A 23,011-nucleotide genomic window follows, 5' to 3' on the forward strand; every position below is an offset into this window, starting at 1 on the left:
GATGGAATGCACCACATCCTGCAGAGATGCTTAATCTTTTGGTGTAAAACAGAAAGAATGGACCAAATTCTTGAGCTGCATAGGCTTTTTTGGTGCAATACACGAAGGAATGCACCAAAATCAGACAGGCACTCCGAAAAATTGGTCGATTTCTCGCAGGAATGTACCAATTTTTAACCGGAGGTAAGGGATTTTGGTCTATTACTAAAGGGAATGGGCCAATCATTAAGAGGAAGCAAGTATATTTGGTCTAATAATTTGATAGAATGCACCACATCCTACAGTGACACAAAACTTTTTAATCCAATACTTGAAAAACTTCACCGAGACAGTCATTGAGTGCACTTTCTTAATCAAGTGATTGAAATGTATAAGGCTAACCGATATATTGTAGAGAAAAGGTGTTGCATAAGAGATGATTAAACGGTCCATTACAATATTCCCAGAGTTCCAGGATGATAACTCTATACAGGAGCTTAGGAGAAAGTATGATCCGCTGCATAATTTGATACAGCCGCACATTACACTGGTTTTTCCTTTCATAAGCAAAATTACCAGGGAGCAGTTGAAAGAGCATATGGAGGAAAAATTATTCGGGGTGAAACCGTTCGCAATCAGGCTAGAAGAAATAACAGGCGAAAAGGATGAATACTTATTTTTGAATGTAAAAGAAGGAAATGACATCCTCATCAGAATCCATGATTGTTTATACAGCGGGATATTAAAGGAATTCTTAAATAGAAGAATCAGCTATACCCCTCACTTAACAGTTGGGCGGCTTGTAAATAATCAAGAATTTGATGATGCCTTAGAACATACAGAAAAATTTAATGAGGAGTTCAGTGCGGTTATCAATAAGATTACAATCGAAATCATCGAGGAAGACGGCAGATCAAATCCAGAGCTTTGTTATAATTTAGGGTCTTAATCTCGAAAAGCGGTATGGTCTTGCGTTATAATAGAAAGGAAGACTAGCAACTATTTCGAAAGAGAGTGGAAAATATGGGTCGTAAATGGAATAATATCAAGGAAAAGAAAGCCTCAAAAGATGCAAATACGAGTCGTATCTATTCTAAGTTTGCGAAGGAAATCTATGTTGTCGCTAAACAGGGCGAACCGGATCCGGAATCCAATCAGGCATTGAAGTTCGTGCTGGAACGTGCCAAGACATATAATGTACCGAGAAATATCATTGATCGTGCAATTGAGAAAGCAAAGGGCGGAACCGAAGAGAGTTTTGATAATCTCCGCTATGAAGGGTTTGGCCCGAATGGTTCCATGATCATTGTTGATGCCTTGACAAACAACGTTAACCGCACAGCATCCGAAGTCCGTGCTGCTTTCGGTAAAAATGGCGGGAATATGGGTGTCAGTGGATCGGTAGCCTACATGTTCGATTCCACAGCTGTCATTGGCATCGAAGGCAAGAGTGCTGAGGAATCTCTTGAAATCCTGATGGAAGCAGATGTTGATGCAAGAGACATCCTTGACGAAGATGATGCAGTCATCATCTATGCCGAACCCGATCAGTTCCATGCGGTTCAGGAAGCGTTCAGAAACGCAGGGATCACAGAGTTCACCGTTGCTGAATTGACAATGCTTGCTCAAAGCGATATTAGTCTTCCTGAAGATGTTCAGGAGGAATTCGAGAAGCTGATTGATGCGATTGAGGACCTTGAAGATGTACAGCAGGTCTACCATAATGTTGATTTAGGATAATGCCTCTAACAAAAATGCCTCTCCCGTTTCGGGAAAGGCATTTTCTGCTTATAGGTCCAGAACTTTTGGTTCCTCTCCGTTTTTATTCATCAAACGGTATTGGGAAGGATGAACCTCCAGGACAATCAGATCGGGATCATCGGGTCCCTTGAACCATTTTTTCATCTGGTCATTCCAAAGCTTTTCCTTTAAGCTTTCATCTTTGCTTATTTGTACTTTACCTTCAACTTCTACATATGAATCTCCATAGCCTTCACCATCGTAGCCGAGCAGGACATGCACATTGGGATTTTCTTCAATTTCATCCGCTTTATGCGTTTCACTGCTTGTCGGTGTATAAAGTGTGAGGTCATCATTGAAAAAAGTCATGTAACGGGAATGAGGTTTATTCTGCACAACAGTAGCGAGTGTGCCAACCATACTGTTTTCAAGGACTTTCAGAATGTTTTGCTTTAGTTCTGTCTGTGACAAAAATCTCATCTCCTTATAATTGAATTCATTGTATTAATTCCTTTATAGCGGCTCTTCTAAACATCCGGATGTGCCAATCAGAAAAAGGAGCCAGGTACAAAAACGGTGTTTTGTACCTGGCTCCTTTTGGATGAGGGGTTATTGGAGAATGTTTTTCACTCTCCCGACTTGGCCATCTGCCAGGCGGACTTTGATTCCGTGTGGATGGGTTGCCGAGTTTGTCAGGATATCTTTTACCGTGCCCCTTGTCGTGCTGCCTGTTCGCTGGTCTTTTTTCAAGACGATGTCTACTTCAATTCCTAGTGTAATGTTGCTTCGCTGCTTTCCGTCCATTTAAATCCCCGTCCTTTTCTTCTGGTTGTTCGGTTTCTTGGTCAGCTGGTTCTTCAGTGGCTGTGTTGATTTGACGAGCCGATTTTGCTTCCCATTTGATTGTTGTTGCTTTTGCTGTGCAAGTTTTTCTTTCATTGCTTCCGCCAGATTGATTTTCTTTTTTTCTGCTGATGACATAGAAGTCTCTCCTTCAACTGTTTTCTCTATTATAGGCTAAACTTCACGAAGAAGTAAGGGATTCACGCAGCTGGGCGTTTCTACATAGGATAGTTGGCAGAAGCACAAGTGAAGGAGTGATGTAATATGACTTATTATTATGGTTCACAGCAGGGCTATTATTATGGGTATCCGGAATACAGAAATGTCCCTGCTATCTCTTATGCCCAATTGGAAGGAGGTCCCTTGGCGACTGGCCTTAAGGGATACGTCATTTTCAGGGAAGTTCCAAATGGGACGGAGGTGCATGTCGAGGTGAATGGACTTCCGGAGTTCAAGCCAGCTAAAGGAAATCAAGCACCAATCGGGCCGCACGGTTTCCATCTCCATGAAAATGGGAGTTGTGAAATCGGAGATGAAAAAGAGCCTTTTAAAGCGGCAGGTGGACATTGGAATCCAACCGGTCAGCCTCATGGAAATCATGCCGGAGATTTTCCAGTGCTGTTTTCGAACAACGGGTATGCAAGGATGACGTTCTTTACCAATAAATTCAAACCGCAGGATGTAGCGGGAAAAGCGGTCATTATCCATCAAAGTCCGGATGATTACCGGTCTCAGCCTGCAGGGGATGCAGGTAAGCGTCTCGCATGCGGGCTGATAGTCAAATATCAGTGAGAAGGAAAGAGTACATCCGTACTCTTTTTTTAGTGAATTTTATTGAAGGAACTTGAGGAATTTGAAATAATTGGCAGCGAGTTCGATTCTGTGATATTTTGATACTAAACTCCACATGGAAAGGAGAAAGGTATGAAGAAAGTGGTAATCTTCCTAGTCAGTTTCATTGTCATTTATCTTGCTTTGCAGATTGGTTCAGGTCTGGTCCTTACAGCGTTGTATACTCCTGACTGGGAGGCTGCCTGGAAAACGGGGATTCCGTTGTCCCGCGAGGCTGTGCTTCACAGAAACATTACCTACTTAAGTGTGTTCATGTTTCTTATAGCGGGAACAGTCTCTTATTTCATTCTCAGGATATTCAGGACGAGTGCTGATCGATAATGTAAAAAAAGCTCAGCCAAGAGGCTGAGCTTTTATTGCACTAACAACATAATCATCATCAAGCTGATCACAGAAACGGTTAAAGAGGCGACGAATCCTGCAATCAGCGGTTTGAAACCGAGTTTGGCGAATTGCTTCAGGTTCACCTGAAGACCTACCGCTCCCATCACCATGATGATGATGAACTTCGCTATATCTGGTAAGGTCTCTTCAAGTACTGAAGGAATGATTCCAAACGAGTTAACGATGCTTACTCCTAGAAAAAGGAGCACAAACCAGGGAAATGCCTTCCTTGCAGCTTTTGGACCATCCTGTTTTTTGGTTTTTAACAAAAGGGGAAGCACCATGATCAACGGAAGCAAAAACAATGTTCTCGCCAGTTTTACGGTAGTGGCGACTTGGCCGGCATCATTTCCATATACATATCCGACCGCAATGGAGGATGATGTATCATGAACCGCAGTACCGGCCCAAATCCCAAAGGCTGTTGCATTGAGATCAAGGACGTGCCCGATCACGGGATACGTGAAAAAGGCTATCAGATTGAAAAAGACAATGATTGAAATAGCGTAGGCTGTTTCGTTATCATCGGAGTCAATAACCCCTCTCACAGCAGAAATGGCCGTTGCACCGCAAATGCTTGTTCCAACTCCAATGAGCAGGGCCAGTTTACGGTCCATCTTCAACAATCTCCCGAACCACACTGTCATCACAATTCCCAAAATCACAGAGGCGAGAATGATGAAGAGTGATTGGCGTCCGATGTGAAGGATATCCGCAACGCTGAGGCTGACACCAAGCATGACCACAGCTGCCTTTAAAAGTTTTTTCAATGTCAGGGAAATCCCCGGCTGAAATACTTCATGTACCCCAATGGTGTTATTAATGATGATGCCGATTAAAATGGCAAATAGTATACTTCCTATCAGAGGGAAAAGTGTGCCGAGATACTTGGCCGCCCCTGCTATGATGAATAATAATAGTACGCCGCTGCTCCATTTTGGAATCCGGGCAGCCAGCTTGTTTGAAAATACATATTGCACCTTATTCACTGCTCCTCTTCGCTGCTAAACAATCGAACTTTCTAGAAATTCTACACTAGTATCTTAACAGAAGTAAGTGGAAATTAGTTCAATTTCTTGATGTCCGAAATGATTTCTTCAAAAGGGGGGGCACTGACACCTTCGTATTGTTTCAACACTGTTCCCTTATCGCTGACTAAGTAAAAGGATGTTCCATGGATGAATTGATCTGAGCCTTCCACTTTGGCAGCGGGAGAATTGAAAGACCGGTTGGCAAAAAGTTCGACTTCCTCCTGTTTATATCCTGTGAGGAAATCCCATTGCTTTAAATCAGCCTCGTAACGCCCGCTGTATTCTGTTAAGGCTTCAGGTGTATCATTTTCCGGATCGATACTGAATGATATCAGCTTTACATCATCAGCAAGATCATTATCCTTCAGCATCTTTTGCAGCTGAGCCATGTTTGCGGTCATAGGAAGACACACAGTGTCACAGTTGGTAAAGATGAAATCAGCGATCCAGATGCTGCCCTTGAGATCGTCCAAATTTACATTTTCGCCATCCTGATTGACTGCTGAGAATTCCCCTACTTCCATACTCATTGGAAAAGACTCCTCAATTTCCTCCTGGCTTGAACAGCCAGTGAACAACAGGCAGGTCAGCAACAGGAATCCTATCTTAAACCATTTCATATTTTGTCCCTCCATTAAAAACGGCTGATCCGAGTTGTGGATCAGCCGCTGAGTATTATTGAATGAACTGCTTATCGATCAAGTCAGAGAAGTCTGGTTTTTCTTTAAGGAATTTGAGTTCATAAGAAGAATCTGCAAAAGCCTGGATTGCGTCTGAATCCACTTCATACGTAAAACCGATTCTTTCCCAAGCATTGTCAACTACTTCCTTGCTCAGATCCTGTTTTGTAACTTCTTTTACATCTTTGATTGTAATTTGTTTTGCTTCTTCAGGATTTTCCTGGATGAATTCTGTTGCTTTCTTATGGGCGTCGACGATGTTTTGGATACGCTCAGGGTTGTTCTCGATCATTTCGCCGGATGCAACCAAAACAGATGCAGGAAGTGTTTCACCAAAAGAAATTTCATCGGCATTGATGATGACCTTCGCGCCGGTTTCCTGCTCAAGGACAGCTGCCCAAGGCTCTGGTGCAACTGCAATGTCGACTTTGCCTGTTTCAAACATTGCTTGATACTGGGCAGGGTTGCCAGTGATATGTTTCATCGTACCGCCGATTCTTTCAGAAGTGATGCCCATATCCTTTAGGAATGTTTCAACCTGAACGTCATGTGTACATCCTACACGCGGTGTAATGAATGTCTTGCCAGGGAAGTCTTCCACAGATTCAATCCCGCTGTCTGCACGGGCAAGGACCACTGTCCCGCCAGTAGAACCTCCGGCAATGATCTTCACGTCAGCACCAGTAGAGTAGTTGTTCATAGCAGGTCCCGGGCCGACAAGTCCGGCGTCGATATCACCTGTTTTGAGAGCTGTCATGAAGGAAGCGCCATCAGGAAACGTTTTGTATTCTACAGTTGTTCCGTCGCCAAGTTCTTCTGCATAGTAACCTTGATCTTTGGCAATCATTGCAGGGACATGATTGATATTAGGGAAGTAACCAATTGTCACGGTTTCTTTTCCGCCGGATTCACTTGAACCACCGGCTGAGTTTGATGTACCGCACCCAGCAACTAGCCCGGCGAATGTAAGTAGTACGGTGAAAAATAAGAGTATTTTTTTCATAGTTGTACCTCCTGAATAGTAAAGTATTTTGAAAGAAGTTTGATTTCTGCTGCAGGTGGCCGACTCCGCGGGGAGGGCGGTCACCTAAAAAGCGAGAGCGGCCGTTCAGCGACCGACGCGTTGGATGTCTCTCGCATGAGATAAAGGAATCACGACGAACTGGTGAGCCGATGATGACTTATCGAAAGGAGAGAGACTGAAATCCGCTAGTCGCTGGAACTAGATAAGACTCATAGGCTGTGCCCTGTGGGGTTACGTTCCGGTGGGGATGTAACCTTGGTCTCGCCTGTCCGGCTTATACCGCAGGAATTCGTACACCATCTGATCCAATCGTCCTTAGAACTTATAAAAGACCAGATTTGTTATTACGATTGAAGCCCCCAGCGTCTCAACACGGATTTTTCTATACGTGAGAAAATCAGCTGGTCGACGATGGCACCTATGACCCCGATGATGATCATGACGCCGATAACAAGGGACATGTCTCCGAAGTCTGAAGCATAACGGAGCGTGTACCCAAGACCAGGACCGGTACTTAACAGTTCACCTGCCATTAAAGCTCTCCAGGCAAATGCCCAGGCAAGTCTTGCACCTGTGACGGCATAAGGGACGGAAGCGGGGAGTGTCACCCGGATGAAAAGGTCAATCCCCTTAGATCCCATGGTCTGTGCGGCGCGTGTAAACAAAGGCGGCACATTTTTGATCCCCGTACGGATGTTAAGGGCCATGACGAACGTTCCGCCAAGCACGACAACAAAAATGACAGCTGTTTCATTCATTCCAAACCACATGATCGCCAATGGCAGCCACACAATACTTGGCACGCTTTGGAATGCGAGAAGCAGGGAACCGAGTGTGTCATCTGCCGTTTTGGATTTGGCTAGGAGGACACCTATAGAGGTTCCAATCAAAAGGGCGATTCCGAGACCGATAAACAATCGTCTGAAGCTGGCGATCAGGTCATAGACAAGCGTCATGTCGGAGAAACCGATTCTTAATGATTGATAGACATCGGTTGGAGCAGGAAGGATGATTTTCGGCCACAATCCTAATCGTGCACCGCCTTCCCAGAGCAGAAGGACCACTGCAAAGAATATGATTTTTTTAACTATTGGCTTCATAGGCTAATTCCTCGCTGACTACTTTATCGATTTCTTTCTTGAGATGGACCATGATTTCTTCCTCGATTGCGATCATCTCTTCTTTGTGATCTTCACGCGGACGAGGAATATCCACCTTAATATCGGCGATGATTGTTCCCGGGCGGGTCCCCATGACAATGATCCGGTCTGAAAGCTTGATAGATTCAGAGATGCTGTGCGTTACGAACATCACGGTTTTCTTTGTATCCACCCAGATTTGTTCAAGCTGCTGATGCAGTCGTGAACGCGTCTGTTCGTCAAGAGCTCCGAATGGTTCATCCATCAGAAGGATTTCCGGATTCATTGCCAGAGCACGGGCAATGGCGACACGCTGCTGCATCCCGCCGGAAAGTTCATGCGGATAATGGTGAAGGTAGTTGCTCAGCTGCACCATTTTCAAGTATTTTTTTGCCTGTTCTGCCGCGTCATTTTTAGACAGCTCTTTCTTAAGGGGGAACGTGACATTATCCAGAACATTCAGCCAAGGAAATAAAGCCGCTTGCTGAAAGACCATTCCTCTGTCATTGCCTGGTTTTTTAATGGATTGTCCCGCTGCTTCGACAACACCGGATGAAGCGGAAGTCAGCCCCGCAACAATATTCAAGAGGGTGGATTTACCACATCCTGACGGGCCGAGAATGGAAACAAATTCGCCTTTCTCAATGGTCAGATCGATGTCCTTCAGGACTGATATCGGCTGGCCATCCTTATCATGGAATTGCTTATTGAGGCTTTCTATATTTATAAACATATCAATCACCTATTCTTATAATTCATATAAAAAAAGTCGGAATACAAAGGTTAATTATATTCTATTCTTCATGATTGTCAAGGATAGCCTATTTTCCAGGTCGGAAGTCCTTCCTTAAATTGTGAGGAGGAATCCTGTATAATGAAGATACTATGCGTTCATTCGCAAAGGAAAGGATTGTTTTGATTGAGTAAAACATTAGTCTTAGCTGAAAAACCGTCAGTCGGCAGGGATATCGCTGCTGTGCTGAATTGCCATAAAAAAGGAAACGGCTTTATTGAAGGAGATAAGTACATCGTGACATGGGCATTGGGCCACCTGGTCACCCTTGCTGAGCCGGATGCCTATGACAGCAAATACCAGACATGGAGAATTGAAGACCTGCCAATGATGCCGGATAATCTGAAACTCGTCGTCATCAAGAAAACGGGCAGACAGTTTAACGCGGTGAAAAGCCAAATGACCCGCCAGGACGTGAAAGAGATTGTCATAGCGACAGATGCTGGCCGTGAAGGGGAGCTCGTCGCCCGCTGGATCATTGAAAAGGCGCGTGTTAACAAACCGGTTAAGCGCTTGTGGATTTCCTCTGTCACCGATAAGGCGATAAAGGAAGGATTCCGCAAACTGAAGAGCGGGAAAGAATATGAGAATCTTTTTGCCGCTGCCCAGGCGCGGTCCGAGGCAGACTGGTATGTCGGGATGAACGCCACGCGTGCTTTGACAGTGAAGCATAACGCCCAGCTCTCCTGCGGCAGGGTCCAGACGCCGACCCTTGGAATCATTGCCCAGCGTGAAGAGGAAATCAAAAACTTCAAGCCAAAACCGTTTTATGGAGTGAAGGCGAAGAGCCGTGACCTAACTCTGACATGGCAAGACCGCAAAACGAATGAATACCGTACTTTTTCCAAAGACTTCATGGAAAAAGTACTGGGGAACCTGAAAGGCGAGAAGAAAGCTAATGTGACTTCCGTCGATAAGAGTTTGAAGAAAAGCTACTCTCCCCAGCTGTATGACTTAACAGAGCTGCAGCGGGATGCCCATAAAATCTTCGGCTATTCTGCTAAAGAAACACTGTCAATCATGCAGAAGCTGTACGAGCAGCATAAGCTGTTGACTTATCCGCGGACAGATTCACGCCATCTTTCCAGTGATATTGTTGATACACTGAAAGACCGCATCCAAGCGGTTTCCATCAAACCATACAACCAGCTTGCCGCTAAAGCGATGAAGAGTACAGCGAAGTTAGGAAAAGCATTCGTTGATGACAGCAGGGTGTCCGATCACCATGCCATCATTCCGACTGAGCAGACAGCCTTCTTAAATTCATTGAGCGACAAGGAACGGAAAATTTATGACCTGGTGGTTAAACGGTTCCTTGCCATGTTCCTGCCGCCTTTCCAATATGAACAGACTACCATCGAAGCAGAAATCGCCGGGGAGAAGTTTGCCGCAAAAGGCAAACGCATCATCGAGCAGGGATGGAAGGAAATCTTCGACCGCCAAACTGTCAGCGAAGATAATGGAGAAGGACTGGCGGACCAGACTTTGCCTAAGATTGAGAAAGGCGATGTGCTGCCTGTTTCTTCTATTGAAAGAACAACAGGGCAAACCCAGCCGCCGGGCAGGTTCAATGAGGGGACACTTCTATCGGCCATGGAGAATCCAAAGAAATATATGGCTGGTGAAAATCAAGACCTCCTCAAAACCATCAGTTCTGCTGGAGGACTGGGAACAGTCGCTACCCGTGCAGATATCATCGAGAAATTATTCAACTCCGGGGTGATTGAAAATAAAGGGAAGTCAATCATGATCACCTCCAAAGGAAAACAGCTATTGGATCTGGCACCGGATGAATTGAAGTCGCCTGCCCTGACAGCCGAATGGGAGCAGAAGCTTGAAGCTATATCAAAAGGCAAACTGAATAAGAATGCTTTTATTAGTGAAATCAAGGATTATACGAAAAAATCCGTTCATGAAATCAAAAACAGCACCAAGAAGTTCGCTCACGATAACATAACAGGAACCAAATGTCCGGACTGCGGCAACTTAATGCTGGAAGTGAAGAATAAACATGGCAAAAAGCTTGTATGCAAGGACAGGGAGTGCGGCTACAGAAAGAACGTCAGCAAGAAAACCAACGCCCGCTGCCCGAATTGCCACAAGCGGCTGGACCTTCGCGGCGAAGGAGATGGCCAGATGTTCACATGTGTCTGCGGCCACAGGGAAAAACTTTCGACATTTAATGAGAGAAGAAAGAAAGAAAAGAACAGCAAGGTCTCCAAACATGACGTCAATAAGTACATGAAGAAGCAGGATGACGCACCGGTCAACACCGCACTTGCGGATGCGCTTGCTAAATTGAAATTGGATAAATGATCGTTTCTGTCCCCAGGCTTTGGCCTGGGGGTTTTTTCGGGTTGCGGTGGCGGGTTAGGTGCGGCGTGGAGTGGTTGTCGAAACCTGTCGCTTGGTCGAAAAATGACATAGTTGGGTCGATATTCGACAAAGAATAGTTGAAATTCGACAGTATTTGGTTAAAAAACGACAATTTTTAGTCGTAATACGACATGAACCAGTTGTTAAAAAAGAAATCTCATATCTAACAACGAATAATAATAAGCAAATAGAAAAGGAGTGGTGCAATGATCGTTAAACACAGAGAGATACCTATGACAATAGTGCAAATGGAAGCATTAGATCGCCGTCTTCCAGTTCATCATGTGAAAAAGGAACTTGTAGCTCAGCACCTGTTGAACAGATGGACAGGCTTCAGGGGAGAACAAAGTGTCGATTATGCTTTGGGTTTTCTGGCGGAAGAAGAGTTTTATATCTTTCAAGGTATCCGCTTATTCGACGGCCGTCACTATTTTCAGATAGACAATTTGCTTGTCTCCAAATGGTTTATCTTAATACTCGAAGTAAAAAGAATAGCCGGGATTCTACAATTTGATCCCGATTTTAATCAGTTTACCAGAATTACAGAAGACAACTTGAAACAACCCTTCTCTGACCCCATTACTCAGGTGGAAATGCATAAAAACCAATTGACTGCCTGGATCAAGTCCCATAGTGTGAATCTATTGCCTATAGAAACACTCGTTGTAAGTACTTCCAGTAAAGCTATTCTACAAACTTCCCCTGGTGATAAGACAATTCCTGAAAAAGTAATCCACAAAGATTCCCTCTACTTTAAAATTTCCGAACTAAAAAAGAAATATCCCCATGAACGTACGAATGAATCACAGCTTCATTATTTATCTACTTTGCTTCTTCAATCCCATTCCACATTAGTAACAGATATTCTTAAAAGGTATGGGATTCCAAGAAAAGATGTATTAACTGGAGTGCAATGTCAGAGTTGTAAGCATGTTCCTTTAATTAGAAAAAAAGGAGGATGGAGTTGCAGCAAATGTAATAGAACTTCGAAGACTACGCATCTGCAGGCATTAAAAGACTTTTCTTTGCTCATTAATAATAAAATTACAAATAAAGAGGCAAGAGAATTTTTGAATATTAAATCTCAGTCTATTGCCAAACATCTTCTTAGGAGTTCGTGTGCAGGTTCAATTGGAGACACAAAATCCAGGATATATATAATTAATAGCATTTGATTCGAATAGATTTGTTGACCCTGGCTGAAGCCAGGGTTTTAACTTTCTCGTAGTAAGATATAGGCAGCAGCTTACCCGTTTTGTCGATATTCGACATAGTTTAATCGATATCCGACAAACAACAGTCGATATTCGACATAGCTTGATCGATATCCGACAAACCATAGTCGATAAACGACAAACCATGATTGATATTCGACATCGGACACCGCCCGCCTCCGCCTCTCAAACCAAAAATTCACGTTTGCCCATTTGTCATTTTGTGGTACTTATAAGAATAAAGATGATTAAAGGACGGATAGTAGAAAGGGGTCGGTTGATTGATGGCGATGTGGATTTGGATAGCGGTGGCAGCCGTGGTTCTGCTCGCAGTGGTAGAAGAAGTGATTTATTTTGTGTTAAATAAACAGCTGGGATTGGAACGGGAATCGAAATGGAAAAAATGCAAACGCCTCTTCCAAAAAGGAGCGTCCTTTTTTAAAAGAGAGAAAAAACGGCAGGACAGCCAATCGGCATAAAAAAGCTTGAGACCTAGTCTCAAGCTTTTATAATGTCATTTTCATAAATTTGCTGACATCCTGGAATCCCATTTTTGCATACAGCCTCATTGCTTTTTCATTATGTGCGTAGACATTCAGCCTGACGTCATGGTACCCGTTGTCTTGGAACCTTTTAAATGCCTCTTTGATGAGCAGCTTGGAGTATCCTTTCCCGCGATAGTTCTGCTTCACGTACAGATCATTAATCCAGCCGACTTCATTTCCCGTGAGGTAGTCGAATGCTTTGTCTATCATGACCCAGCCAAGGAGATCATCACGTTCTTTTAAACAGAGGAAATAAGCATTGTGCTTCAATGAATGCTCGTAGGATTCTATCATTTTCTGCCGGTTATCTTCTGCATCGATGTTTACAGCTTCTCTCCTGTTATCGCCTGCCAGTTCATATATCTCTTCTAATTCAACTTCGGTTGCCTCTCGAAATTCCATGGTAGCAGTCTCCCAATGTTTTATTTAGATTTTAACATAAGTTTCCTTAATATAGGTGAGCTGGAATCCTTCGCTGCCTGCTGAATGGATAATTGTGCCACTCCGCCGAGAAAGAGTAAAAGGGCTGAAAGTAAAAACAAGACAGCGCCGCCCCATTCCATCAGTATCAATCCTCCCAGGAAAGGTCCTGCCATCCGGGAAATGTCCCAATGAGTGCCATATATCGCAAAGTAGAGGCCGCGTTTAGTAGAAGGGGCTATTTCCGATATATGATTAAGCAATCGGTTTAAGCCAATGCTTTCTGCGATTGTCACAATTAACTGTGTCAGAATGAGGAGCAGCAGGGAAGTTGAAAAGCCGTATGATAAAGCGGCAATGAAATAAAGACTGTAGGAAATGATCAAAATTTTGTTCAGTGAGAATCTATTGCTCCACCTTACCAGGGGGATTTCAAGCAGTATGCACATAACAGCTTTGATGGAAGCGAGAATTGTAAGGACTGCCAAAAATTCAGGAAACAATTCTTCTAGGTATATTCGATAATTGGTTTCTGTTTGTGCATAGAAAAAGCTGATCGGCAGACTGAAAGCCATCAAGCTCAATACATAGGTATGTTGAGATAGAAAAGTCCTCAATTTGATTCTGCCGTTTAGAGTGCCGGTTTCTCCACTTTCAACAGGGATTGTTTCCGGAAGTTTGAAACAAACAACAGCCAGGTAGATGGTCAGTGCCGCAGCCTGCAGTCCAAAGATGATCCCAGGCTCCTGAGTATAAACGAAGTAACCAATCACCGGCCCAAGCGCCATCCCTGCAGCGCCTACCGTATTGATTAAAGCAAAAACCTCAGAGCGAATGCTGTTTTCAACCGAGTCGGCGATTTGTGCCCGTTGTGCGGGGATATATACAGAACGGCCGGCACCATTCAGGATATAGAGTAAGGCAAACAGCCAGACTGATTCAGCAAAGATAAACCCTGCCATTGCTCCTGCCTGCAGGGCAAGGCCAGCAACGATAATTTTTTTCCTCCCGATCCTGTCGGTAAGACCGCCTCCTAAAAAGGTGATGATGATTTCTGAAAGTGGCTGCAAGCCGACAATCACCATCGGCAGCAGTATATTTCCGTCAAGCTTGTCGTAAAGGTAGATAATCAGAAATGGGGCCAGCATGGATCCCGTTATACTGGTCAGCATTTCGCCGAAAACCCGGATCCAAACCAACCCTGGGTAGCGATTCAAAAACTTCCGCATCATAATTCATCAGTCCTTTCTTGTAGATTTATTTTAGTAAGAAGGAAAAAGATGAAAAAGGGTAGAAATACTGTATGAAGTACTTCATCTTTTATGGATGCTCCGCAGAGACTGTTGCTTTCAAACAGGCTCCAAGAGGTTTTTTCTTTCAACAGGGAGAACAGATTTTCTTGCTTACCAGGGTATTTTAGATGAATTATTTTTTGGGAATTGCAGTAAGCAGCAGCAAAGGCTGAGAAAAGCTCCTTTATGAAAGGAAGTTTCCATGACGACATTAGAGCATTATGTACGATTATTTTTATCTTTAAAGACAGAATTGAAAAAGGAAAATGAGATTTCTCTCTCGGGTGTTTCTGAGGTATTGTTTTGTACGCCAAGGAACAGCAAGCTGACTATAGGAAAATGGGAGCAGGAAGGATGGGTGGAGTGGTCCCCCGGCAGAGGGAGAGGCAATAAATCCACCCTGACATTTTTGAAAGAGCCGGCAGATCTCTTGTTTGATGAAAGCAAAACCCTTGTGAAAAAAGGGAAGCTCGCGGGGGCCAAGGAATTGATTAGTGAATACAGCAGGGAAATCAGAGGCTTGAAGGAACAATTCGAGCTCTGGCTTGAAACGCTTTTTGGTTACAGTGCCGAGTCAAAAAATAACAAGCCCCGGGATGTACTGAGGATGAAATATGGAAAACAGCCATTTTTACCGCTTGATCCCATGCTTGCAACCCTCCGATCAGAATGCCATATCCTTAAGCATGTTTGTGACACGCTGGTTTTTTATAATGAAGAAAAAGAGTTGGTTGAGCCCCGTCTCGCCTTTCATTGGGAGCATAATCAAACAGGAGATGAATGGCTGTTCTATATCCGCAAGGGCGTGAAGTTTCACGATGGAACCCGGCTGACCTCTGTGGATATACAGTACAGCATACACCGCTTTCTTTCATATGAGGATAATCCTTATGGATGGATGCTTGCAGATGTAGAAGAGGCGGTTGTCATAAATGAGTATTGCATCAAGCTGAAGCTGAACCGTCCCAACTTCCTGCTTCTTCACATTATGAGCGATGAGCACTTATCCATCATAAGCAAGAGTGCATGCAGTGAAATCTTTCAGCAGTCACTGGTTGGGACAGGCCCATTCCGGCTGGTGAAAAATGATGGTTCGATGCTGGTACTGGAAGCGAATGAACATTACTTTAGGGAGCGGTCATTCCTGGACGCTGTCGAGTTCTGGAATGTTCCGGATGAGCTCAGGGACAGGACACCAGGAAAAACAGAGGTGGAGTTCGGCTACTACCGGGAAAAAGGGAAGGATGACAAAAGCAGAAAAAGGGTAAAAAGGATGGAAAGGAATGTGCAATTCCTGTCATTGAACAGCAGGAAATCAGGGCCGATGGATGATCCTTTGTTTCGTCTTGCTTTTAAAGCAATAGTGGACCCTTCACTTCTGGTGGAGGAACTTGGAGAGTTTCGTCAGGAGGCTGCATCTTGCTTCTTACGGGCTAATTTAGATTTCAGCACCCATCTGGGAGGGAAGGAACTGCTGGACCAAAGTAATTACGATGGAGAGGATTTGATTTTGTATACGTTCCAGGACAGGGATCATGTAGAGGATTCAGAATGGCTGAAACAGAGGTGCAGTCGATTCGGAATCAACATTAAAAATGTCTTTCTTCCTGCAGAGGAGCTTTTAAAAAAGGAGACCATGGAAAAAGCCGATATCATTCACGATAGTGCCACTATCACTGAGCAGGAGGAATTTAGCTTTCTCCAATTGCTTTTTGCTGAAACAAGTCCGGTTTGGCATCACCTCCCCGAGGAGCAAAGAGAGATGGTTTTGAAAGAGGCAGACCACCTAAAAGCGATATCCAACCCAGAAGAACGGATGAAACAGCTCTATATAATAGAAGAAAGAGTACTGAAAAACTATCAGATGCTTCCGTTGTATAAAAATATGTCCGAGTTGGAAAGCGATGAGAGCATCCAGCAGGCATTGATCAACTCGCAGGGCTGGATCGATTTTTACGGTATTTGGTTTAAACGAAAATGAGGATATGCGGGCGATATTGATCGCCTGTTTTTTTATTGATTTAAATTGTGGAATACGCACTAAAGGCTTCCCGTTCCAACGGAGCAGCCATGGAAGAGTCACATTGAACCGTAAGGGAAGACAAGAGGATGTTGGCTCAAAAAGGGAGTAAATAGGACAATGAGAAAGGGGAGCCAAAGGGATGTTGGCCCAAAAAGAGAGAAAATAGACCAATGAGAAAGGTGAAACGAGAAGGTGTTGGTCCATAAAGGATGTAAATGGGCCAATGAGAAAGGTGAAGCGAGAAGGTGTTGGTCCATAAAGGAAGTAAATGGGCCAATGAGAAAGAGAAACGAGGCGAATATAGGCCCTCGATCGAACCCTCACTACAAGATCCCTCCACATCGTCCATAACTCAATGGAAAAACGCTGAAAAAATATAATTTTCAGAAAATATATTGACATTTCAAGGGTTTCACGTTATCTTTTAAATGTAGTTATATAACAAAATAAACATATTACGAATAAAAAGCGTTATACAAAATAGAAGATAAGTAAAGGGAAGAGGGTCATGGTCAAATAAAGGGGGAAACAGTGAGTGATTTTACATGAAATTGAAACCGCTTGCAGGAGCGAGATTGAAAAGATACAGCTTTCGCGTTTGCGGCAGACAGTAAGAAATGTGTACTCTAATGTCCCGTTTTACAAAGAACAGTTTGATCACAGGGGGATGAAACCGGATGATGTTCAATCTTTGGAGGATATTAAGCTTCTGCCTTTCACCACTAAAGCTGATTTGCGGCAGCATTATCCGTTCGGTCTCTTTGCAGTACCCCAGCATGAACTTGTAAGGGTTCATGCTTCTTCGGGGACAAGCGGCAAACCGACTGTTGTCGGCTATACACAACGTGACATCGATATGTGGAGTGAAATCGTCGCGCGTGCAATTGCGATCGGCGGCGGGAAGCCAGGTGAATTCCTGCATAATGCCTATGGCTATGGATTATTCACCGGAGGGCTCGGACTCCATTATGGCAGTGAGCGTCTCGGTTTGGTAACGGTGCCTGTGTCGGGAGGGAATGCGGAAAGACAAATAACCCTCATCGAAGACTTTAAGCCGGCGGTCATTTGCGGTACGCCTTCCTATATTCTCAATATCGCAGAAAAGATGGTAGAGCAGGGGAAGGATCCTGCCAAAACATCTGTTAAATATGGCATCTTCGGCGCTGAACCATGGTCTGAGAAGATGCGGCAGAAAATTGAAGAGAAATGGAACCTTAAAGCCTGTGACATCTACGGACTAAGTGAAGTGGTCGGTCCTGGTGTGGCGATGGAATGCCACGAAGATCAATCAGGACTGCATATTGCAGAGGATCATTTCATTCCTGAGGTCATCAACCCTGTTACACTGGAATCGTTACCGCCCGGTGAAGAAGGAGAGCTGGTTTTTACCTCCCTGACAAAGGAAGCGTTACCGATTATCCGCTACAGAACAGGAGATGTCGCTTCTTTGTCATATGGTAACTGCTCATGCGGCAGGACAACCGTCAAAATGTCCCGTGTGAAAGGACGGGTGGATGATATGCTGATCATCCGCGGAGTGAACGTTTATCCTTCAGAGGTTGAGCATTACCTTTTGACCGTTGAAGAGCTGTCGCCCCATTATCAGCTCCACCTGACTCGTCAGGGAACGCTGGATTCCGTCGAGCTGCATGTGGAAATAAAGGAAGACGTGTTTATTGGTCTTCAACAAAACATGGAACACGAAACCATCTTCCTCCTCACAAAAAAGATAGAGGAAATCATGAAAAGCAGCTGTCTCGTTTCGATGGATGTAAGAATAAATCAGCCAAATTCGATTCCCCGCTCTGAAGGTAAAGCCGTAAGGATACTGGATAAGCGGGAGAGCGAAATTGAAGTGTGAAAAAAATTTGAATTTAAATAGTATCACAACATAAACACACAACGTTGGAAATACGTTATTCAAGGAGGGTTTTACATGAGTGATACAGCATCATTTACCGCGTTGACTGAAGACGAAAAGATGACGCACTTTATGAAGCGGATTGAAGCAGGGGAGAAAATTGAAGCAGATGACTGGATGCCCGATGAGTACAGAAAGACATTGATTAAATTGATTTCCATGCATGGAATCAGTGAAATAATGGGCGCACTTCCGGAAAAAGAATGGGTGCCGAAAGCCCCTACGCTTGGAAGGAAGCTCGGAATCATGGCCAAGGTGCAGGATGAAATGGGCCATGGGCAGCTGCTTCTACGTGTTGCCGAAGATTTAATGAAGCCGTATGGAAAAACTCGAGAAGAAATCATGCAGGATTTATTTTCCGGGGATTTGAAGTTTCATAACGTATTTCATATGGAGGCCCCTACATGGGGAGACGCCGGTTTGATCGGCTGGCTGGTCGATGGTGCTGCCATCATTACGCAAACCAACATGTTGGGGGCGTCTTATGGACCCTATGCAAGAGCGTTGAAACGGATTTGCGCAGAGGAAGTATTCCACGCCCAGCATGGTGAAGCCATCATCATGGCACTGGCAGAAGGAACTCCGGAGCAGAAAACCATGGTACAGGAATCCGTTGACCGCTGGTGGGAATCACTGCTGATGTTCTTCGGTCCTGGAAGTGCGGCTACCACAGGTTCTTCCAAACAGGATATTACCATTAAGTATGGAATCCGTACAAAAACAAATGAAGAGTTGAGGCAGGACTTTTTCTCAAAATACGTACCTAGAATCCTTTCGCTCGGACTGACACTTCCGGATGAAACGATGTACTTTGACAAAGAAAAAGAAGAGTGGATATATCAACAGCCTGATTGGAGCCGATTCAAGGAAATCGTGAAAAATAATGGTCCCAAATCAAAAGAGAGATTAAATCTGCGGAAGATTTCTTATGAAAATAACGCCTGGGTCCGTGAAGCACTGAGCGGAGATACTGCGGCAGGATAAAAGGGGGACGGTGTACATGTCTGATAAGAGCAGGAATTTTTACCAGGAGTATGAAGTATTCAGCAGGAGGACCGATAACGCCCCGATGCAGCATCAGTTCAGCCTGCTGGCACCCAATCAGGAAATTGCGCTTGTGATGGCACAGGAAAATTTCTTGAGAAGGGAGCCTGCAACGGATATCTGGGTTGTGAAGAGAACCGATATCAGAAAGATGGACCAGGAGGAAAAGGAAACGCTTCAGCGTCTGGATAACAAGGATTACCGAAATGCCAAAGGCTACGGATATTTGAAGAAAAAGTGGCGTCAATATGAACAGGAAATGCTGGATGAGAAAGAGATCTTATCCTGGGAAGGGAAGGCGAAGAAATCATGAAGGTGGGCAGTGCAGCGGAAGTGAAAGATCAAGCATACAAACAGGCACTGGTTGAGCTTCTGTATCAATTGGCAGATGATGATTTCATCATTGCCTACCGAGGTTCGGAATGGCTGGGGCTTGCTCCCCATATCGAAGAGGATGTCGCATTCTCATCCATCAATCAGGATACCATGGGGCATGCGGCTATGTTCTACAGGCTGCTTGAAAATCTAGAAGAAGGAGAAATGAACAGCCTGGCCCATGCCAGAGGAGCAGAGGAACGACGCAATGCCATCATTTTAGAAGAAGTCAATGGCCCGGGAACCTATCTGATGGAGCCGAATTACGATTGGGCCTTCGCAGTGGTCAGGAATTATTTCTATACCCAGGCAAAAAAGGTCAAAATCGAATCATTGAAGAATTCTTCTTATCAGCCTTTGGCTGAGGCAGCAGTCAAGGTGAACATGGAACTCTATTATCACCTGCTGCATTGGAAGACATGGTTCTCCCAGCTGATGAATGCGGGCGGTGAAGCAAGAAAACGCATGATGGATGCAGTTGAAAAGACAGCAGCAGATTTTGCAGGAGTCCTGTCCTTGGGAGACCAGGGAGAAGAGATGGCGAAAGCAGGATTGATTGAAGGCGGGGATATGCTCATGGTCCGGTGGAAAAATGCTGTGGAGCCAATTTTTGAATCTTGCAATCTTTCAATTCCCCAACTGGAAATGAAGAGAGGGAACGGCCGGAACAAGGTGCATACACCGGACCTTGAACAGGCCATCGGCACATTGAGCGAAGTCTACAACTCAGATCCAGCAGCGGCCTGGTAAAAGGGAATGATTCAATTGACCGTAAAAGATGAACGCATACTAAACATACTTCAGCAGGTGAAAGACCCTGAGATCGATTCAATCAGCATAGTCGAATTGGGAATGGTTGAACAGGCTGAATTCCAGGGCGGCAAGGCATCCGTAAGAATGCTGCCGACATTCATGGGGTGTCCAGCATTGGAAATCATCAAGGCCAATGTCGAAAAAGCCTTGCTGGCGGATCCAGGAGTCACGGAGACAGATGTGGACTTCCTATTCAGTCCTCCATGGACATCCGACCGGGTAACCGTGGTTGGCAGGGAGAAACTCAAAGAATTCGGCATCGCACCGCCGCCGGAGAAACTGGACGATGACGGCGGGTGGAAGGTTGATTGTCCATATTGTAATTCACCTTACACAACAATGGATAACATCTTCGGCCCCACCGCCTGCAGAAGCATCCTGTACTGCAAACAGTGCAAGAACCCATTCGAAGCAATGAAACCGATATCTACTATTATGTGAAACAGTGCTTGATATCATGGGCTTTTCTAAAGGTTACTTGGTTTTTAAGTAAGAGTTGATTGGAGCGGAAGGTGAGTGATCTCCTGCGGGAGAAGCGGGACAGGTGAGACCCCGCAGGCGCAGCCGAGGTGGCCGGGCGCCCGCCCCGTGGAGTCACTCGCCTGGAGTGGAAATCAACGGTTATTTTCTAATAAAAAGGAGAGATTTCAATGGTAAAACTAATCGCACTTTACAAACATCCTGAAAACAAGGAGCAATTTGACGAGCATTACTTCAATACGCATGCACCGATCACAGCTAAGATCCCCGGTTTAAGAGAAATGAAAGTGACTAAGATTGTCGGCTCGCCAATGGGCGGAGAAGGCAAATACTATCTTATGTGTGAAATGTTTTATGACAGCCATGACGCCTTGAAGACGGCTTTGAAAACTGATGAAGGTAAAGCTTCCGGAAAGGATCTTATGTCTTTTGCCGGCGATCTCGTTACATTGATGATCGGTGAAGAAGTGAATGAATAGGACGTTTGAGCATATCAATGTCGGTGTCGAGAATGGCATTGGTTTAGTCGAACTGAACCGCCCTCAGGTACTGAATGCCATCAACAGGCAAATGGTGTCGGAGATTCTCACGGCCTTTGAACAATTCGACCGCGATCAAAATGTCAAAGTCATTCTTCTCTCAGGTAAGGGGAGGGCCTTTGCAGCCGGAGCCGATATTGATGAAATGGCCAATGACAGTGCCATCGATTTTGAACTGCTGAACCAGTTTACAGACTGGGACCGGATTGCGGCTGTGAAAAAACCTATAATTGGAGCTGTACAAGGCTTTGCATTGGGCGGCGGTTTTGAAATGGCCTTGTGCTGTGACCTCTTGTTTGCTGCCGATGATGCAGAGTTTGGGTTCCCAGAGGTCAATCTGGCCGTGATGCCCGGCGCGGGTGGAACTCAGAGGCTGACCAAGCTTATCGGCAAGACGAGGGCAATGGAATGGCTCATGACCGGTGACCGGATACCTGCCCGTGAAGCCTATCACTTAGGGATCATTAACCGTGTCGTAGCCAGGGAGCTTTTATTGGAAGAAACAAAAAGGTTTGCTGCCAAACTGGCCAAACAGCCTCCTTTATCAATCCGCTTGATAAAGGAGTCTGTCCATAAGGCTGTAGACTACTCGTTATATGAAGGAATGCAGTATGAACGCAAGAACTTCTCCCTGCTCTTCGCATCTGAAGATCAAAAAGAAGGAATGAAAGCGTTCATTGAAAAGAGAAAACCGGACTATAAAGGGAAGTAAAGGAGGGATCAACATGTTTGAGACGATCCTCTATGAAGTCAGCAATGGAGTGGCCTGGATCAAGATGAATAGACCTGATAAACTCAATGCCTTCATTGCACAAATGAACGCCGAGATTGCCAAGGCGCTAAAGCAGTCTTCCCGCGATGAAGCGGTCCGTGCTGTTGTCATTACAGGGGAAGGCAGGGCATTCTGCTCCGGGCAGGACTTAAGCGAAGTCAGTGAAGACATGGATCATGGAGAAGTCCTTAGGAACCATTATGGCCCGATGGTCAAAGAATTGGCTGCCTTTGAAAAACCGGTCATTGCCGCGGTCAATGGGGTTGCGGCCGGGGCGGGAATGAGCCTGGCGCTTGCCTGTGATTTCCGTTTGTTATCAGAGAAAGCCAGTTTCGTAGAAGCCTTCATTCATGTAGGGCTCGTACCGGATTCAGGTAACCTGTATTATCTGACCCGCCTGGTCGGCCATGCCAAAGCATTGGAACTTGCTGTATTCGGTGAAAAAATCTCAGCCGAAAAAGCAGAGGAGCTGGGCCTGGCTAATAAAGTCATCAGTCTTGATGATTGGGAGAACGAAGTGAAAGACTACGCTGAAAGACTTGCCAATATGCCAACCAAAGCAATCGGCTTGATAAAAAGGTATCTTAATGAGAGCTATGATTCCAGTTTGGAAGAGTATCTGGATAAAGAAGCATACGGCCAGAGAATTGCAGGCCAGAGCAGCGATCACCGAGAGGGTGTAACGGCATTCATGGAAAAAAGAAAGCCTGTATTCCAGGGTAAATAAAATGT

Annotated in this window: 26 protein-coding genes; 16 read left to right on the plus strand and 10 right to left on the minus strand. The window is 44.8% G+C overall.

What is annotated here, in order from left to right; genetic code table 11:
• Window positions 1-415: 415 nt before the first annotated feature.
• Window positions 416-928: a 2'-5' RNA ligase family protein gene (locus AC4E8A_RS04545; RefSeq protein ID WP_490197107.1), complete on the plus strand. Its 513-nt coding sequence runs from the start codon at window positions 416-418 to the stop codon at window positions 926-928.
• A 74-nt stretch (window positions 929-1,002) separates the two neighbouring features.
• On the plus strand, window positions 1,003-1,719 hold the full coding sequence (locus tag AC4E8A_RS04550; RefSeq protein WP_490197108.1) for a YebC/PmpR family DNA-binding transcriptional regulator: 717 nt from the start codon (window positions 1,003-1,005) through the stop codon (window positions 1,717-1,719).
• A 48-nt stretch (window positions 1,720-1,767) separates the two neighbouring features.
• Here AC4E8A_RS04550 and AC4E8A_RS04555 read toward each other — a convergent pair whose 3' ends face one another.
• The 3 genes from AC4E8A_RS04555 to AC4E8A_RS04565 all read right to left on the minus strand — a co-directional run bounded on the left by AC4E8A_RS04555 (window position 1,768) and on the right by AC4E8A_RS04565 (window position 2,700).
• A complete protein-coding gene (locus tag AC4E8A_RS04555) occupies window positions 1,768-2,190 on the minus strand; it encodes a pyridoxamine 5'-phosphate oxidase family protein (RefSeq protein WP_490197109.1) in 423 nt (140 codons plus the stop codon).
• Between the two features lie 138 nt (window positions 2,191-2,328).
• On the minus strand, window positions 2,329-2,523 hold the full coding sequence (locus AC4E8A_RS04560; RefSeq protein WP_490197110.1) for a YwbE family protein: 195 nt from the start codon (window positions 2,521-2,523) through the stop codon (window positions 2,329-2,331).
• Window positions 2,524-2,700, minus strand: a complete 177-nt coding sequence (locus AC4E8A_RS04565) for a hypothetical protein (protein WP_490197111.1) — start codon at window positions 2,698-2,700, stop codon at window positions 2,524-2,526. It lies immediately after the preceding gene.
• Window positions 2,701-2,826: 126 nt separating this feature from the next.
• Here AC4E8A_RS04565 and AC4E8A_RS04570 point away from each other — a divergent pair, with 126 nt between their 5' ends.
• The gene (locus AC4E8A_RS04570; protein ID WP_490197112.1) at window positions 2,827-3,354 is read left to right on the plus strand and encodes a superoxide dismutase family protein; all 528 of its coding nucleotides are present in this window, start codon (window positions 2,827-2,829) and stop codon (window positions 3,352-3,354) included.
• Between the two features lie 132 nt (window positions 3,355-3,486).
• The gene (locus tag AC4E8A_RS04575; RefSeq protein ID WP_490197113.1) at window positions 3,487-3,735 is read left to right on the plus strand and encodes a hypothetical protein; all 249 of its coding nucleotides are present in this window, start codon (window positions 3,487-3,489) and stop codon (window positions 3,733-3,735) included.
• Window positions 3,736-3,767: 32 nt separating this feature from the next.
• Here the strand turns inward: AC4E8A_RS04575 and AC4E8A_RS04580 are convergent, their stop codons facing one another.
• From AC4E8A_RS04580 to AC4E8A_RS04600, 5 genes are all read right to left on the minus strand, one after another.
• On the minus strand, window positions 3,768-4,787 hold the full coding sequence (locus tag AC4E8A_RS04580; protein WP_490197114.1) for a YeiH family protein: 1,020 nt from the start codon (window positions 4,785-4,787) through the stop codon (window positions 3,768-3,770).
• A 74-nt stretch (window positions 4,788-4,861) separates the two neighbouring features.
• On the minus strand, window positions 4,862-5,449 hold the full coding sequence (locus AC4E8A_RS04585) for an SCO family protein (RefSeq protein WP_490197115.1): 588 nt from the start codon (window positions 5,447-5,449) through the stop codon (window positions 4,862-4,864).
• Window positions 5,450-5,504: 55 nt separating this feature from the next.
• Window positions 5,505-6,512 carry an aliphatic sulfonate ABC transporter substrate-binding protein gene (locus AC4E8A_RS04590; protein ID WP_490197116.1) on the minus strand — a complete coding sequence of 336 codons (1,008 nt, stop codon included), beginning with the start codon at window positions 6,510-6,512 and terminating at the stop codon, window positions 5,505-5,507.
• A gap of 365 nt (window positions 6,513-6,877) precedes the next feature.
• Window positions 6,878-7,633, minus strand: coding sequence for an ABC transporter permease (locus tag AC4E8A_RS04595; protein WP_490197117.1), 756 nt, complete (start codon window positions 7,631-7,633; stop codon window positions 6,878-6,880).
• Entirely contained in the window at window positions 7,617-8,405 is a 789-nt protein-coding gene (locus AC4E8A_RS04600) for an ABC transporter ATP-binding protein (protein WP_490197118.1), read from the minus strand. Before AC4E8A_RS04600 ends, AC4E8A_RS04595 begins: the two co-directional genes overlap by 17 nt.
• A gap of 186 nt (window positions 8,406-8,591) precedes the next feature.
• Between AC4E8A_RS04600 and AC4E8A_RS04605 the strand changes: the two genes are divergently transcribed.
• From AC4E8A_RS04605 to AC4E8A_RS04615, 3 genes are all read left to right on the plus strand, one after another.
• A complete protein-coding gene (locus AC4E8A_RS04605; protein ID WP_490197119.1) occupies window positions 8,592-10,781 on the plus strand; it encodes a DNA topoisomerase III in 2,190 nt (729 codons plus the stop codon).
• A 266-nt stretch (window positions 10,782-11,047) separates the two neighbouring features.
• Complete coding sequence (locus AC4E8A_RS04610) at window positions 11,048-12,016, plus strand: nuclease-related domain-containing protein (RefSeq protein WP_490197120.1); 969 nt, start codon at window positions 11,048-11,050, stop codon at window positions 12,014-12,016.
• Between the two features lie 323 nt (window positions 12,017-12,339).
• Window positions 12,340-12,534, plus strand: a complete 195-nt coding sequence (locus AC4E8A_RS04615; RefSeq protein WP_490197121.1) for a hypothetical protein — start codon at window positions 12,340-12,342, stop codon at window positions 12,532-12,534.
• A gap of 27 nt (window positions 12,535-12,561) precedes the next feature.
• Here AC4E8A_RS04615 and AC4E8A_RS04620 read toward each other — a convergent pair whose 3' ends face one another.
• Both AC4E8A_RS04620 and AC4E8A_RS04625 read right to left on the minus strand, forming a co-directional pair.
• Complete coding sequence (locus tag AC4E8A_RS04620) at window positions 12,562-13,002, minus strand: GNAT family N-acetyltransferase (RefSeq protein ID WP_490197122.1); 441 nt, start codon at window positions 13,000-13,002, stop codon at window positions 12,562-12,564.
• Window positions 13,003-13,022: 20 nt separating this feature from the next.
• Window positions 13,023-14,252 carry an MDR family MFS transporter gene (locus tag AC4E8A_RS04625; RefSeq protein WP_490197123.1) on the minus strand — a complete coding sequence of 410 codons (1,230 nt, stop codon included), beginning with the start codon at window positions 14,250-14,252 and terminating at the stop codon, window positions 13,023-13,025.
• Between the two features lie 262 nt (window positions 14,253-14,514).
• Here AC4E8A_RS04625 and AC4E8A_RS04630 point away from each other — a divergent pair, with 262 nt between their 5' ends.
• The 9 genes from AC4E8A_RS04630 (at window position 14,515) to AC4E8A_RS04670 (ending at window position 23,006) form a co-directional block, all read left to right on the plus strand.
• On the plus strand, window positions 14,515-16,293 hold the full coding sequence (locus tag AC4E8A_RS04630; protein WP_490197124.1) for an SgrR family transcriptional regulator: 1,779 nt from the start codon (window positions 14,515-14,517) through the stop codon (window positions 16,291-16,293).
• Between the two features lie 577 nt (window positions 16,294-16,870).
• Window positions 16,871-18,196, plus strand: coding sequence for a phenylacetate--CoA ligase PaaK (gene paaK, locus AC4E8A_RS04635; RefSeq protein ID WP_490197125.1), 1,326 nt, complete (start codon window positions 16,871-16,873; stop codon window positions 18,194-18,196).
• Window positions 18,197-18,271: 75 nt separating this feature from the next.
• Window positions 18,272-19,240, plus strand: coding sequence for a 1,2-phenylacetyl-CoA epoxidase subunit PaaA (gene paaA, locus AC4E8A_RS04640; RefSeq protein WP_490197126.1), 969 nt, complete (start codon window positions 18,272-18,274; stop codon window positions 19,238-19,240).
• 16 nt (window positions 19,241-19,256) lie between these two features.
• Entirely contained in the window at window positions 19,257-19,613 is a 357-nt protein-coding gene (gene paaB, locus AC4E8A_RS04645) for a 1,2-phenylacetyl-CoA epoxidase subunit PaaB (RefSeq protein WP_490197127.1), read from the plus strand.
• Window positions 19,610-20,425, plus strand: a complete 816-nt coding sequence (paaC, locus tag AC4E8A_RS04650) for a 1,2-phenylacetyl-CoA epoxidase subunit PaaC (RefSeq protein WP_490197128.1) — start codon at window positions 19,610-19,612, stop codon at window positions 20,423-20,425. The genes paaB and paaC overlap by 4 nt, the downstream gene beginning before the upstream one ends.
• 6 nt (window positions 20,426-20,431) lie before the next feature.
• A complete protein-coding gene (paaD, locus tag AC4E8A_RS04655) occupies window positions 20,432-20,929 on the plus strand; it encodes a 1,2-phenylacetyl-CoA epoxidase subunit PaaD (protein ID WP_490197129.1) in 498 nt (165 codons plus the stop codon).
• Between the two features lie 209 nt (window positions 20,930-21,138).
• Entirely contained in the window at window positions 21,139-21,447 is a 309-nt protein-coding gene (locus AC4E8A_RS04660; RefSeq protein ID WP_490197130.1) for an EthD family reductase, read from the plus strand.
• On the plus strand, window positions 21,440-22,219 hold the full coding sequence (locus AC4E8A_RS04665) for an enoyl-CoA hydratase/isomerase family protein (protein ID WP_490197131.1): 780 nt from the start codon (window positions 21,440-21,442) through the stop codon (window positions 22,217-22,219). Before AC4E8A_RS04660 ends, AC4E8A_RS04665 begins: the two co-directional genes overlap by 8 nt.
• 13 nt (window positions 22,220-22,232) lie before the next feature.
• Entirely contained in the window at window positions 22,233-23,006 is a 774-nt protein-coding gene (locus AC4E8A_RS04670; RefSeq protein WP_490197132.1) for an enoyl-CoA hydratase-related protein, read from the plus strand.
• Window positions 23,007-23,011: the final 5 nt, after the last annotated feature.

This window comes from Bacillus sp. SRL337 (genome assembly GCF_984799155.1).